Origin of the sequence: Rhizobium sp. LjRoot258 (assembly GCF_964254185.1) — a bacterium.
In the GTDB taxonomy this organism is placed as follows: Bacteria; Pseudomonadota; Alphaproteobacteria; order Rhizobiales; family Rhizobiaceae; genus Rhizobium.
In genome coordinates, this window is sequence record NZ_CAXUST020000002.1 from 1,375,712 (window position 1) to 1,389,908 (window position 14,197).

General features: G+C 59.0%; 11 protein-coding genes and 1 pseudogene. 5 read left to right on the forward strand and 7 right to left on the reverse strand.

From position 1 onward, the window contains the following. Positions 1–136: 136 nt before the first annotated feature. Positions 137–751 carry a hypothetical protein gene (locus tag ACSQ9D_RS27280; RefSeq protein ID WP_436284947.1) on the reverse strand — a complete coding sequence of 205 codons (615 nt, stop codon included), beginning with the start codon at positions 749–751 and terminating at the stop codon, positions 137–139. Between the two features lie 255 nt (positions 752–1,006). Here ACSQ9D_RS27280 and ACSQ9D_RS27285 point away from each other — a divergent pair, with 255 nt between their 5' ends. The 3 genes from ACSQ9D_RS27285 (at position 1,007) to ACSQ9D_RS27295 (ending at position 3,998) form a co-directional block, all read left to right on the forward strand. Beyond that, on the forward strand, positions 1,007–1,180 hold the full coding sequence (locus ACSQ9D_RS27285; protein ID WP_436284948.1) for a hypothetical protein: 174 nt from the start codon (positions 1,007–1,009) through the stop codon (positions 1,178–1,180). Between the two features lies 1 nt (position 1,181). Further along, entirely contained in the window at positions 1,182–2,045 is an 864-nt protein-coding gene (locus tag ACSQ9D_RS27290) for an extracellular catalytic domain type 1 short-chain-length polyhydroxyalkanoate depolymerase (RefSeq protein WP_436284949.1), read from the forward strand. Positions 2,046–2,318: 273 nt separating this feature from the next. Then, positions 2,319–3,998, forward strand: a complete 1,680-nt coding sequence (locus tag ACSQ9D_RS27295) for a glycoside hydrolase family 3 protein (RefSeq protein WP_436284950.1) — start codon at positions 2,319–2,321, stop codon at positions 3,996–3,998. A 250-nt stretch (positions 3,999–4,248) separates the two neighbouring features. On the opposite strand, the gene ACSQ9D_RS27300 is transcribed toward ACSQ9D_RS27295, so the two are convergent. The 4 genes from ACSQ9D_RS27300 to ACSQ9D_RS27315 form a co-directional block, all read right to left on the reverse strand. Then, positions 4,249–5,820, reverse strand: a complete 1,572-nt coding sequence (locus ACSQ9D_RS27300) for a carboxylesterase/lipase family protein (protein ID WP_436284951.1) — start codon at positions 5,818–5,820, stop codon at positions 4,249–4,251. A gap of 422 nt (positions 5,821–6,242) precedes the next feature. Beyond that, the gene (locus tag ACSQ9D_RS27305; protein ID WP_436284952.1) at positions 6,243–8,045 is read right to left on the reverse strand and encodes a PAS domain S-box protein; all 1,803 of its coding nucleotides are present in this window, start codon (positions 8,043–8,045) and stop codon (positions 6,243–6,245) included. 121 nt (positions 8,046–8,166) lie between these two features. Continuing rightward, the gene (locus ACSQ9D_RS27310; RefSeq protein ID WP_436284953.1) at positions 8,167–8,844 is read right to left on the reverse strand and encodes a dimethylsulfonioproprionate lyase family protein; all 678 of its coding nucleotides are present in this window, start codon (positions 8,842–8,844) and stop codon (positions 8,167–8,169) included. A 220-nt stretch (positions 8,845–9,064) separates the two neighbouring features. After that, positions 9,065–10,399 carry an aspartate aminotransferase family protein gene (locus ACSQ9D_RS27315; RefSeq protein ID WP_436284954.1) on the reverse strand — a complete coding sequence of 445 codons (1,335 nt, stop codon included), beginning with the start codon at positions 10,397–10,399 and terminating at the stop codon, positions 9,065–9,067. 142 nt (positions 10,400–10,541) lie between these two features. Between ACSQ9D_RS27315 and ACSQ9D_RS27320 the strand changes: the two genes are divergently transcribed. Beyond that, positions 10,542–11,090, forward strand: a complete 549-nt coding sequence (locus ACSQ9D_RS27320) for a cupin domain-containing protein (RefSeq protein ID WP_037123177.1) — start codon at positions 10,542–10,544, stop codon at positions 11,088–11,090. Here the strand turns inward: ACSQ9D_RS27320 and ACSQ9D_RS27325 are convergent. Together ACSQ9D_RS27325 and ACSQ9D_RS27330 are read right to left on the reverse strand one after the other, a co-directional pair. Then, positions 11,087–11,872 carry a pyrroline-5-carboxylate reductase gene (locus ACSQ9D_RS27325; protein ID WP_436284955.1) on the reverse strand — a complete coding sequence of 262 codons (786 nt, stop codon included), beginning with the start codon at positions 11,870–11,872 and terminating at the stop codon, positions 11,087–11,089. The two genes, ACSQ9D_RS27320 and ACSQ9D_RS27325, sit on opposite strands and share 4 nt — an antisense overlap. 493 nt (positions 11,873–12,365) lie before the next feature. Then, positions 12,366–12,929: pseudogene (locus tag ACSQ9D_RS27330) on the reverse strand (adenylate/guanylate cyclase domain-containing protein); the annotation flags it as partial. Between the two features lie 214 nt (positions 12,930–13,143). On the opposite strand from ACSQ9D_RS27330, the gene ACSQ9D_RS27335 reads away from it, so the two are divergent. Beyond that, a complete protein-coding gene (locus ACSQ9D_RS27335; protein WP_436284956.1) occupies positions 13,144–13,731 on the forward strand; it encodes a DedA family protein in 588 nt (195 codons plus the stop codon). Positions 13,732–14,197: the final 466 nt, after the last annotated feature.

The following is a 14,197-nucleotide window of genomic DNA, read 5'->3' on the forward strand; positions in this document are numbered from 1 at the left end:
GATGCGAAGCGTTCTAGCGCTAGCCATCTGCACTGAGGCACAAAGCACTTGAACACGGCAGCTTCAGATTGTTCTGTGCCCCGCGAAACCGCGGGGCCAGAGAGAAGACGACGGAAGCTGGGTGAACGCTTCTTCGTCAGGGCGATGGCGCAGGAGCAACCTCGTCCCCGGACGGGGCAGGTGTGTCGACGTCGTCAATCGGCGATTGATTGCGGTAGGAGCGAACACGAGGGGTTGACCTCTGCAGGTCGCGGCGGTTGCGAGCGGCACTCTCGGCAAGGTCGGTTGTTTGGCGATCGGTGTGGGGAGCAGGGGCGAGGGCATCTTCCGAGACGGTAGCGTCTCCTCGACCGCCATCCCAGCCTTCACTACGCCACAGGTCTGCACGCTCGTCCATGTCGATGCTGCCTTCGTCATCAAGGATGTCGTGGGCGCTTTCATAGCTCCGATCCTCGACCTGAACCGATACGAGGAAGCCACCTCGGCGCAGTCCTTCGGCATAAGCGGCGCGATCTTCGTCCGGGAAAAACCAGTCGGCGAGGCCGGCCCAGAAGCCGCTATGATCGGATCGGGCGATATCGCCTTCAGTTTCGTATCCGGGCATGAAACGAATGCGCTCGTTGGGCAAGCCGATGTCTTCCAATCTCCTGATCGCACTCTCGGCCTTGCTGCGGTCATCGAAGAACGCGCTTAAGGTGCTGAGAGATTTGCTGGCGACACTGTCTGATGCTTCGTTATGAATGCTGGTCATGTTTTTTGCTCCGCGGACTAAGGATCGGCGACACGCCATCTGCGTTGAAAACCTCGTCGAACGAAATCTGTTCCTCCGCCATGGTCCAGATGATCGATTTAGGAGCATTGGCAAGACCAAAGGCCCACCTGAGCGCGGAGGACGACCCGGCTGCGCGCATGGGAGGGTTGTCCGTTTTAGTCTTCCGCGTTTGCCGCAGATCCAATAGCGTAACCTGTCTATCGGTGGCGGCGTCCTTGCCGCGGGAGAGCATCGATGACGTCGATCAAGGACGTTACCGATGACATTCAAATTGCCACGATCATTTTCAAGACTGCTGAAATCGCAGAAGGCGTATCGCAAACTGGTTGCAAAGGCGCTACGCACACCAGCCCGCACAGTATCCAGGAAAACAAAAAGGCCGGCCGCTACCAAGCCTGCACTCAGTGAAGTGATTGGCTTCGGTAGCAATCCTGGGCGGCTGGCAATGAAGGCCTTCGTGCCGAGCAAACTGCCCGCGAAGCCGCCGTTGGTCGTCGTGCTGCATGGATGCAGACAGACGCCGGAAAGCTTCGACACCGGAAGTGGCTTTTCCAAACTTGCGACGCAGCGTGGTTTTGTTCTCCTGTATCCGGAACAAAGAGAAGCGAACAATTCGCAGCGGTGCTTCAACTGGTTTCGGCCCAGCGCGATTGCGCGAGATCGGGGCGAACTCATGTCCATTCGCCAGATGATCGAACACGCATGTGCTCGGCATCGAATTGATCGATCCCGGATCTATATTGCGGGCCTTTCTGCCGGCGGCGCGATGACTTCAGCGCTTGTCGCCACCTATCCGGATCTCTTTGCTGGCGCTGCCATCTTTGCCGGGATGCCGTTCGGCGCGGCAAGGGACGCAATGTCGGCTATCCGCAGCATGAGGTCCGGCGTCTCACGGCGAGAGCCTCGTGAATGGGGCGATCTGGTGCGCGGTGTCTCGCCTGCTGCAAGAGGTTGGCCGTCGATTTCGATATGGCACGGAACTGCCGACGGCGTCGTCAACCCGGTCAACGCGATGGCCTCGATCTCGCAATGGCTCGAGGTAACGGGCTTGGAGGAACCCGCCGGGCGAATAAGACAGATGTCGTGGGGCACGCTCAAGGAATGGAAGAGCGGAGATCGACTGCAACTGTCGTTCTATTCGGTTCGTGGCCTTGGCCATGGGCTGCCAAGGCGGTTCTCGAGTCAAAAGGAGAGGGTGGCTGATGCTTACGTGTTGCAGTCCGAACTTTCCGGTCCGGTGGAGCTCATGCGTTCGTGGGGACTAAAGCTATAGAAACCCGCGCGTAATTGCCGGGTCGGGCGTTTTGCCGACACGGCGGAGGCAATATCGGAAGAGGTCGCAACTAGAAAGAGATACGGTTTCGAAACATGCGCTGCGGTATTTGGTTCCTGGTCGTATCTGCGATAACGTCTGCGCGCCAGGGGATGCCGGATCGCAGCGGTGGTCTTCTCCCTGGGACGGAGTTCAACGTCGCTAGCCTGTGATGGGGTAGCGCGCATATGCACATGTGAGTATGCAGGCAGAGCGTTGGTGAAGGAGGGACTTATGACGATCTATGAGCAACTTCGCAAAGCGCCGTTCAATCTCGATGACGCTGCGATCGCCTGGGTCCGCGACGTCTATGCCTCGCTCAATCTCGACGACAAGGTTGGCCAACTCTTCACTTTGATCATGATCGGGGCGGATGAGGAGGAGTTCAAACGCGTTGGCGCGTTGAGACCGGGTGGCATTACGCGATTTTTCACGCCTGACCTCGACTTCGAGCGGCGCGTCATTTCGAACCTCGTCGCCAATAGCAAAGTGCCACCCATTATCAGCGCCGACCTCGAAGGCAGCCGTCATTCCTTCCCTTTTGGCACTCCGGTGCTGGGCCAACTTGGCCTTGCAGCCGTTGATGACATCGAGGCAACCGAAAGAAGTTCGGAGATCCTGGCACGCGAGGGCCGCGCGATGGGTGTTCGTTGGTCGTTCACGCCGGTCATCGACATAAATGCCGCCTTCCGATCGCCAATTGTCGGTACGCGCTCATATGGCTCCGATGTCGATAGGATCGAACGGCACGCGGTCGCCCATGTTCGCGGTCTCCAGCGGAATGGAGTTGCCGCCACCGCGAAGCACTGGCCGGGCGAGGGATACGACGACCGCGATCAACACCTCGTTACGACGACCAATCCGCTTTCCCTGGAGGAGTGGAAGGAAACCTTCGGTCGGCTCTACAAAAAGCTGATCAGCGAAGGTGTGCTGGCAGTCATGAGTGCGCATATTTCGCTTCCTGCCTATATCCGGTCGAAGATGCCAGATGCCGGGCTCGAAGCCTTCCGACCGGCCTCGGTCTCCCGGTGGCTGAACGTTGACCTTCTCCGAGACGAACTCGGCTTCAATGGCATCATCATCTCTGACGCGACACCCATGGGCGGGTTATCGGCGTGGGGCCACCACCTCGATACCATGCCTGATATCATCGCGAATGGCTGCGACATGATCCTCTTCAGCGATGCGCCAAAGGAGGATATGGCTGCGGTCAAGGCTGCCGTCGAAGGCGGACGAATTGCCCCGGAGCGACTTGAGGAAGCGGTTCTTCGTGTGCTGGCGCTCAAGGCGCATCTCAAGCTTTTTCAGCCGTCAGACGTGCTCCCCGATGCGGCGGAAGCGCGCCACCTGCTTGCGCATCCAAAAAGCGTCGCCGCGTCCAAGGAATACATCGGCCGCTCGCCTACGCTTGTGAAGGATGTCAACAGCATCTTTCCGCTCGACCCCGCGAAGACGAAGCGCATCCTGCTGGTCGATGGAGGCATCATTCATCCGCTCATCCCGCAGCCTCTGAAATTCGTGCTGCCGGACCTATTGGCGAAGGAAGGTTTCGAGGTCACGATCGACCGGGCGGACATCGTGCCGACCCCGGAGAATTTCGACCTCGTGATGTACGCGCTAGGCGACGAGTCGCTGCTTGTGCGGGGCCGGATATTCGTTGACTGGCACCGGATGGGCGGTGGAGGGCTCTTCAAGGCCATGTACCGGCCCTGGACGAATATTCCCTCAGTGATGATCTCGTTTGGGCATCCCTATCACCTTTACGATGCACCGCGCGTACCGGCCTATATCAACGCATACTCCACCATGGACAGCGTCCAGGAAGCCGTCGTTGATTGCATGCTCGGTCGCAAGCCCTTCCTCGGCACGAACCCGGTAGATCCGTTCTGTGGCCTTGAGGATACACGCTATTGACGCTTTCTGTCGCGTAAGGACATGATCGGCAAAAGGAATTGCGGAGGGACGGCTTAACTGTCCGACAGGATAGGCGGTCGAGAATCCCGATGGCGGGCACTCCTCGCAGCATCCCCAGGATCAATCCCAAGCGCGATGCTCAGGTGGAGTTGGGGCGGATTTCGCTTCCGCCTGACGATCGGTTTACGAGGGGGCGAGTTCAAGGCTTGTGGCTCGGGGGGCAACACACCAAGCAACAGGCATCGCTCCGTCATTTCTGTTCCTCCCAATACCTTTGCCAGAGGTCGAGCCTGGGCTTCAGCGGATCGGCTCCTACCGTCGCGCCGTTATTGCTGAAGTCGAAGACTTTGTCGGCGGCTGGGTCGTGGAGAGGCCATTTTGGCCGCGAGCCTCCATTGGGGTCAGCTTTCGTTGCAAATTCGACCCAGTAAGCACTCGCCAAAGCGGCCATGGCCCAGTCGCCGGGCGTAACCTTGTCCTTCACCAGTGCGGCTGGAATGTCGAGCGTATACAGAATTTCGAAGCCGTGCAGAGTGCCTTTCCATTTCGGATCGTGGCGAAGTGCCTCGGCAACATACGAGAAACGATACCACCACGTCGGCTGACCTGCGCGGACCATCTCGTCAGCTAGGTGGCGAGATGGTTCGACAAGCGTTTTATCGGCGAAGACCTGCTGCTTCAGCTCATCAAGAGGCTCTTGGCCGGTGGGATCGTAGAGGGTGCGGGCTTGGGCTGCATACTTCCCGAACAGCTGGAAGAGATCGTCTTTCGTCGCTGCCTGACCGATACCGAGATCACGATTGTTCGCTCCGACAATGACTGCCACTGAAGCTTGGCGGCCTGCCGCGAAAGCGGCTTCCGGAGTTTCGAGCAAAAAACGTCCGTCAATGATCGAGCCTGAGACGCCGATGACGGGCTTGCCTGTCGACATTCCCGCCAGCACCTCTGGTGCCGATGCACCCTCCGTTAGCGTTTCGGCAGGCACCGCCCGAAGCGCCGCGAGAGCGGCGGCACCGCTACCTTCAATTCCAAGAGAAGCTGCATAATCTAGCGCGGTTTTCTCTGCTTCTTCCAACGATGACAAAGGCGTGCTTCGCGCACGCGCGGTAGGGACGCCCGGTGACTGTAGAATAACTCCCCGGAAGAGCCCCCGTGACAAAGGCGATATCATGTGTGCCATCACCGAGCCGCCGCCTGCTGACTCTCCGAATATCGTCACCTTGTTCGGATCGCCGCCGAAGGCTTTGATGTTTTGCTGGACCCATTTCAGGGCTGCAAGCTGGTCCATGTAACCATAGTTGCCGACGGGTTCGTCACGGGACTCCTTTATGAGCGCAGGATGAGCAAAGTAACCAAGCCGTCCCATGCGGTAGTTCATACTAACGAACACAACTCTCTGGGCGGCTAGCTGGCCACCCGGATATTGAGGGGTGTTCCCATGGACAAGAGCGCCGCCGTAAATCCAAACCATCACCGGGAGGGGTGTCTTGAAACGCTTGGCCGGTGTCCAGACATTGAGAGTTAAACAGTCCTCGGACTTCGGCAAGTCGTCGGTCTGCATGCACGATGGACCGAAGTTTCGCGCATCCTTGACGCCACTCCATTCATTCACGGGTCTGGGGTTGCGCCATCTCAGATCGCCAAGAGGTGGTGCCGCGTAAGGTATGCCTTTGAAGCTGACGACCGTGCCTGACCTTTCGCCCCTCAGCATGCCGCTGTCGATTCCAACGGTGTCGTCTGCCGCAGGTAATCGTGATGCAAAAGTCATCCAGGTTGTGGCCGCCAAAAAGAGCAGAAACTTGCGACTGCGGTCCACAAACACTGCCCCCTCCAACCGCTAGGTTCAGACAGTCCGGGAGTAAAATACTCCCGTACAGCGGCAACGAAAAGGGTTCGTCCGACGTCGAGCAATGTCCGATGTTGACGGCGCATTTCGACCTACAGCTACGCTTGTTGGCAGTTGCGCGGCGGACGACGTGTCGTTTTGCGCTTGATCCGCCAAGCCGGCCCCAACGGGTCGAGGCGCGTTTTTGCATGGAAGATTTCGACCGCTAACGCATTCGATGCCGACGCAATCAGGGAACACAAAAATGGAAGCACGACGGCACTCGGAGCGCCGTCAGATATTGCGCGGCGCTGCCAATACGCTCGGCCAATTTCAACAAGGGTATCCGTTGGACAAGGCCACGGCCTCGTCGTGAAGTCGACGGAAAGACGGCCTTGTGAGGCGGGCGGCGTTCGGTGTTACTGCGGTGGTTCGACCGAATGATCATGATCCCATCCACCGCCGAGAGCGGCGTCGACCTCGCAGATCACGCCGGCCTTGTCGTAGGTGATCTTTACGTTACCCTTCAACTCGGCCGCCAGCAGGCTTTCGATCAGGCGTGAACCGAAGCCCTTGCGCGAAGGCTGCGTAACGCTCGGCCCACCCGTTTCCTGCCAACGCAGTCTCAGCTTGGTAGGGTTGTCGCCTTCAAGCGACCATTCAATGGAAACGCGGCCTTCCGGTACGGACAGGGCTCCATACTTGGCGGCATTCGTTGCCAGTTCGTGCAGCGCCAGCGAAATCGACAGGACGGCCCGCGGCGCCAAGTGAATGCTCGGCCCAGAGATCGAGAACCTGTCCTGTTGATAGGGAGACAGTGACTGTTTGACGACAGCTTCCAGCTCTGCCTGCTCCCAATTGCCGTGCGTCAGGAGGTCATGGGCCTTCGACATCGAGGCGAGCCTTGCCTCGAAAGCGTCCACTCCGGCTCGGTTTGCTTCCTCTCGCCCGAGTGTCTGCCGTGCGATTGCCATCACGGTCGCGAGCACGTTCTTCACACGATGGTTCAGTTCGCCGACGAGAACCGTCTGCAGCCGCTCGGCCTCCTTTCGCGCGCTGATGTCGTGCGCTATTTTTGAAGCCCCGACAATCCTGCCATAAGCGTCAAAAATAGGTGAAACGCTGAGTAGGACGTCGACAAGCCCGCCATCCTTGCGGCGGCGCTTGGTCTCATAAGGATCAACCTTCAGACCGGCGCTGACCTGCCTGATGATTGCAGGTTCTTCTTCAATCCTGTCATCGGGAACCAGAAGCACGACTGAGTGGCCGATCGCTTCGTCGGCCGAATAGCCATAGAGCTTCTCGGCTCCGATGTTCCAGCTCGTGATCCTCATGTTCAGGTCGGTGCCGAGAATGGCGTCGTCGGACGAGGCAATGATCGCGGCAAGGCGACGCTCCACTTCCTGAGCGCGCTTGCGTTCCGTGATATCGACGATAACGGCGACAGCTTGGCGTATCGCTCCGTTCTTGTCACGAAGAGGCGAGACGGAATTCGCCACCCAAACGAGGCTACCGTCCTTGCGAACGTAGCGCTTCTCGATGTCAAAGCTCTGGCCGGTTTTCAACATTGTCCTGAACGATCGGACATAGTCGTCCAGATCCCTGGGAAACGTGATGTCCTGCACTCGCATCTTCTGAAGCTCGGCTTCCGTGTAGCCGACGATTTCGCAGAAACGGCTGTTGACCATGAGGAGACGCCCGGCGAGATCCGACTGGCCGATACCCGCTGCCGTCTGCGAGAATATTGCCCGAAATCGTTCCTCGCTTTCTCGCAATGCGGTTTCGAACTTAACGCGTTCGGTGGTCTCGCTGACGATGCAGAAGACGCCGCCGACCTTGCCCTTCTCGTCCCGGACGGGTGAGTAGGAAAGGTCGAAGTGAACAGTCTCGGGATAACCGTGACGCTCGATATAGAATGGACGATCCTTGGCGACCACGGTTTCTCCGTGGTCAAGGACACGCCGCAGGAGCGGTTCCAGATCGCTCCACAATTCGCTCCAATGCTCGCGGGCCGGGCGGCCGAGGGCCTGAGGATGTTTGCTCCCGATTGTCGGCGCATAGGCGTCGTTGTAAAGAGCGATGAAATCCTGGCCCCAGAACATGACGATCTGGGCTTTGGATGGCAGCATGATGTCGACGGCTGATTTCAAGCAGAGCGGCCACGAGGACGGGGGGCCGAGGCCGCTCGCTTCCCAGTCGTGGCCATAAATGCGACCGGCCATCTCGCCTGATCCAGGATATGTATCGCCGCTGCGCAAGGGGTTTTTATCCTCTCTGGGATGCCCCTTGTAACTCAAAGGTTTGGCGCACAAACGTCAAGAGACAAATTGGCGGGGCGCGCAGTTACCGCTCGACGTGGCACCAGGCGGCCAGAAGGGGTCGCGCCGTGCACCGCATCGCGACGTTGTGTCCCGCTTCGTTGAAGAAAATCGAGCCAACGGAACCGCGCTGCCATCCCTTGTCGTCACAGGAGAATTCGCAGTCGGAAAGCGCCAGAAAAACGCGAGAGCGATACTGTATATGGTCTGGGAAGCGGCTGTAAGGCGCCATGATCGTCAGGCCAAGAGCCACATCGCCTCGCTCCTCCACGCCCGATATGCCGGCCACGACCGCATGTGCGTGTGTGTGCTCAATGTTGATGCTGGCAAAAGGGCCGGTCTTGCTGGCAACCCATTCCAGGCTCTTGGCGACATCGTTGATGGCTGCCGCGACTTCGGCGAAGGGCTCGCCCTTGGAGGCCAGATTGCGAAGCGCAAACTGCAACTGCGGAGCCAAGGGCACGGGAGTGGCCGGCTTGGTTGCGATGGCGCCCGGCTCCTGCAGCAGGTGGAACACCTTGCCCGCAACGAATTTTTCCATGAATGGCGCGGCGTCCGACAGCATGATGTTTCCCAACGCACCGATCAGGCGTTGCACGGCGACAGGTCTGCGTGCGCGGCTGACGGAATATTCGCCGCTGGCAGTCCTGGTCCCACGATGCAGAAGGAGATCTGCTTCCCTTCTCAACCGGGGTTTCGACATCGATACGGAAGCTCCTTGGTCACACTGGGCGATCCTTATCCCGGTGGGATCAAAAAGCAAACTGTTCGAAGCGCGTTTTTCCGAGAATAGCTGACACGCTGGAGGGCCATGCCTGCGCGAGCATTCGTGATCCAGTTGTCGTCGCCAACCTCAGGGCCGTCGGTTGGACGTCGCCCGTTTGGCGGTTGGCCGCCAAACGGGCGGCAAGCCCGGACGGAGTTTACAAGACGCGTTTCAAGGCGTCCCCCAAAATGGAAACGATCTTCTCGATTTCGTCCGTCTCAATAATCAGGGGCGGCGAGAGCGCGACGATGTCGCCCGTGACACGGATCAAAAGACCCTTCTGGAAGCAGTCTACGAAGACGTCATAGGCACGGGTCCCAGGCGCACCATCCCGGGGCGCAAGCTCGACAGCGCCGACGAGACCGAGGTTGCGGATGTCGGTGACATGGGGCAGTCCCTTCAGGGAGTGAAGGGCGTCCTGCCAGGTGTCGGCGATGGAGGCGGCGCGGGTGAGCAGACCTTCTTCCTCGTAGATTTCCAGAGTGGCAATACCTGCCGCACTGGCAACGGGGTGGCCGGAATAGGTGTAACCGTGGAAAAGCTCGATCTGGTTTTCAGGGCCGACCATCAATGCGTCATACACCGTTCGGCTAGCGAAGACGGCGCCCATCGGAATGGCACCGTTCGTCAGACCCTTCGCCGTGGTGACGAGGTCGGGTACGACGCCGAAATAGTCGGTGGCGAAGGGCGTTCCCAGACGGCCAAAGCCGGTAATGACTTCGTCGAAGATCAGCAGAATGCCGTATTTATCCGCAATGGCGCGTAGACGCTCCAGATATCCCTTCGGCGGCAGAATGACGCCTGCCGATCCAGACATCGGCTCGACAATGACGGCGGCAATTGTCTCCGCGCCGTGCAGCGCAACCAGACGTTCCAGATCGTCCGCAAGCTCGATACCATGGAGCGGAAGCCCCTTGGAGAAGCCGTTTCTCTCGATATCGAGCGTGTGGCGCATGTGGTCGGCCGGAATCTGCGGGAACACACGACGGTTGTTGACGAGCCCGCCGACTGAGATGCCGCCGAAGCCGACGCCGTGATAGCCCTTCTCGCGACCGATGATGCGTGTGCGCGTGCCCTGGCCGATCGCGCGCTGATAGGCGATCGCGATCTTCAACGCCGTATCGACCGATTCCGACCCCGAGCCGGTGAAGAACACACGATCAAGTTTTGCGGCCGGCCCGCCGGGCGCGATCTTTGCCAGTTTCTCGGCAAAGTCGAATGCGAGAGGATGGCCCATCTGAAACGTCGGAGCAAAGTCCATCGTTTGCAGCTGGCGTGCGACAGCGTCTGCGACGCGTTTGCGGCCGTGGCCGGCATTAACGCACCAGAGGCCAGCTGTGCCGTCCAGCACCATGTTGCCGTCGATATCGGTGTAGTACATGCCTTCGGCTGAGGCGAGCAGCCGGGGAGCGGCCTTGAACTGTCGGTTGGCCGTAAACGGCATCCAGAAATTATCGAGGGAAGGCCGGTTCGACGTGCTCATCTGGTCCATCACTATATTCTCCGTTGAGTTTTGACGAATGTTCAGTGATTTACAGCGAGGGACAAGTCCTTTTCTGCGCGTGCATAAGCACTTGAAATTTATGCGCGTGAGCTGAATATGTTCGATATTTGCAACAGGTGAAACACGTCCTATGTCCGTCGATATCGGCAATCGTCTCCGTCATTTGAGGATGATGCATAATCTCTCGCAGCGCGAGCTCGCCAAACGCGCCGGCGTCACGAATTCGACGATCTCTTTGATTGAATCGAATTCTTCCAACCCTTCCGTCGGCGCGTTGAAGCGGATCCTTGACGGCATTCCGATCGGCCTGGCGGAATTCTTCGCCTTCGAACCGGAACGGCCGCGAAAGGCATTCTATGCGGCCGAGGAGCTCGTCGAGATCGGGAAGGGGGCGATCTCCTATCGGCAGGTTGGTGAAAGCCTGTTTGGCCGCAGCCTGCAGATCCTGAAGGAGTGTTATCAGCCGGGCTCCGACACTGGCAAGGTTCCGCTCGTTCATGAGGGAGAAGAGGGAGGCATCGTCCTTTCCGGGCGGCTCGAAGTGACGGTCGATGACGAGCGCCGGATCCTTGGGCCGGGCGACGCCTATTACTTCGAAAGCCGCAGACCGCATCGGTTTCGATGCGTCGGGCCGGTCGCGTGCGAGGTCATCAGTGCCTGTACGCCGCCGACCTTCTAGGTGCCAGCGCCCTGTATCCTCGCCAGAACGCGATCAAGCGCCAGGACCAGGGCATCACGCCCTCCTTTTTTCTGAAAGTCGGACAGCACCTGTTCGTTCAGGCCGCCCTTTGTCGCGAACTCGCCGCTGAGTTCTTCGAGTGGAACGGTGTCGGAGCGCACCGCCGTCTTCGAAAGGCTGGAAAATAGCGGCGCGATATAGGCACGGCCCTTGCCTTTGGCGAGGCCGCGCTGCTCCAGCCACGCCGCGGAGACGTCCATGATCCCGAGGACGGTGGACATCAGCGCGCTGGCTGCGGCCAAAAGGTCGTATTCCTCTTTGGTCTCGCATTCGACTGCCGCGCCAAGAACGGAAAAGAGCGTCGCAACGTGAGGGTCCGGCGGGAAGACGGCGGTCACCCCTTCGCGATCGGCGACGAAGGGCAACGGAATGGCCTGCACGAGATGAACATCTGCTCCGATCCAATCGAGAAGCGTCTCGCGGTCGGTTGCCGCGATAACGCTGAGGACGGACTGCCCTTTGCGGAATGTCAGTTCGCCCAGGACGTCCTGCGCGATCTGCGGGCGCACCGCCAGGACAACCATGTCGCTCGCGTTGATGACGGCCTGATTGTCAGTGGCAATCGAGACTTCGGCAAAGTCGGCAGCCAATCGCTTTGCGATTTCGGCGTTGCGAGGCGAAATCGTCACCTGCGCGACGGCGGCAGGCTTGGTCAGTAGGCCTCTGACCATGGCGTCGCTGATGGTCCCGGTTCCGATGAAGCCGATTTTCTCTGTCTGCACGCCACCGCTCCCCTTGCTGCACCGTCAAGCCCGACATTGCCCGCACAGCGGGATAGCGTTCCGCGAGCGAGGTTGCAAGGCAGACGGGCTGTTCGGACAACCGATCCCGCAAACCGAAGTGGCCACTTGCCGCGCGCATGGGTGCCAACGACATGGAGTGCGAATAGGCCTGCGGCGATGTGCTTCCGGGCATGTTTTCATCGAGTACGAGCGTCTTAAGGTCGTCCGTCCTAATATCGAGTGTAACTACACTCTGTCTTTTGTCCAACTGCCAGACGAGGTAGCCAAGCGCCGGCGAGTAGCCGCAATCATCGTGTGCAATGGCTCTTGGCACGCTTTTCCACGCTTTCGAAAGTGCCTCCAGCTCGGCTGTGCGACCCACAAAGGGGCTGCCGAGTCTCCCAAATGCATAGAATCTGTCCACTTCATTTTTGTGGCCAAGCGCGCGCCATGCCCTTTGCGGTCCCTCGAATCCCTTCAGCTTCCAGATGCCCTCGAACGAAAACGCGTGCGAGCGCCCCGCCAGCCTGCAGGTTTCGTCTGACACGAAGACGGTGTTGGGAGCAGCGACCGTCTCAAGACGCGTGGCCACAGCAAGCGCCACGCCGACAACCGGCTCATGGCTCCAGCTTTGTTCTTGAAATCCCTGAACGAGCGCAACGGAGATGGCGATGCCGACGCGCACCTGCAGATCAGCACGACCGGCGGCCTCGCCGACGTGCCTGCAGGTCTCAATGATTTGCAGGCCGGCACGAATAGCGAGGGAAGCGGCATCCCGCGCTCCGAGATCGATCGGAAACAGGGCGAGACCGCCGTCACCGGCCTCCACCCGAAGCACGCCTGAATGCTCTACGATCGATTTGTTCGCGGCTGCCTGAAACGCCGATATCAGTTCGCGGTAATCTTCCAGGTCCATGCGATGGAAGAGTTCGGTTGAATCGACCAGATCGTAGCAAAGTGCGGTAACGATCCGGCGCTCGATCGCACCGGCCTGGGCTTTCCTCCAGCCGCTCCTGACCGGTGGTTTTCTGGCGCCATTCGGATCGTTATCCTGCATCGCGCTTCCCCTAAGCGGCTAGCCCAAGCTGCAGTGCCCGTAGGGCTAACACATTCTTAACGCGTTGCGAGGCGATCGTTGTGTTGACGCCCTATGGCATTGGTAGGGGAGCCACGGTGTCGCACGCTATGGTAGGTCTCCTCTCTTGCAGGCGTTGCTGCGAGACCCAATTCAAGGCAGATTGTCTGCTCGTCGCCCGCGCGGAGGCTAGCCATTGCTCGAAAAGCTGATCGGTGAATACGGCGTCCTGGCCGTTTTTCTTGGCGCTGCTGTTGAAGGCGAAACGGCAGCATTTCTGGGTGGGATCTTCGCCCATCGGCAGCTCATTCCATACTGGCAGGTCGCGTTGGCTGCATGTCTCGGATCGTTTGCTGCAGACCAGTTCTTTTTTCTATCGGGTCGATATGCCACGAAGTGGTCCTATGTTCAGAAACTGCTCGGATCGGAACCGATTGCGCGGGTGACGCGATTGCTCGAAGCGCATCCGACCGGCTTCATTCTAGCCTTTCGCTTCATCTACGGCATCCGAACGATCAGCCCCGTTGCGATCGGCATCTCGAGCGTCTCGACGCGCAGGTTTGTCATACTCAATGCGATTGCCGCGCTGATTTGGGGCATCCTGATAACTGCGATTGGATTCGTGGCCGGAGGTGCGGTTGAAGCATTGCTCGGGCGGCTGCAGCTTCACCTGCATTTGCTGATCGCGCTGGCCTTTGTCGCCATCCTTGTTCCGGTCAGTGCCTATGCCTTCAGGCGAGAAATGGCGAGGCGAAGCGCTCGCCTGGGCAGGCGAGCAGCATGATGGCATGGCCAACACCCATGCGACTGTCGTGGACACAGGCGAACGTGCACTTTCTAGGTGACTGACCGATGGTCGTGAATCGATCGGATCGGGTCAATAGATGCAAGTGTTTAACTATTTCGTTCTAATGGATGTGCAAAATTTCAGTACGAATGGGAAAAGCGGAAGCCTAACACGGTGTCGCTTGCGTAAAGGCAGGTAGAGAGGCGCGATGTCTCACTTTGATAGCCGTCGGCTCGTGCAGCATATCCCCGTCTAACGGCAGAGCTTCATCCGAAAGTAGGCCTATGAGCAATTTTTACTTAATCGACAACGCCTAAATTTAGCGTTGATACTCACGCTCTGGTCTAACCTAATCCCGCAAGGGCCTCGAGCCAGATGGAGAACTGGTGGCATGACCTCGAAGGCCTGGGCTACTCCTTCCACGCGAGGCGTGGTCTCAAAATGCGACGAGACCCAGGCCTCG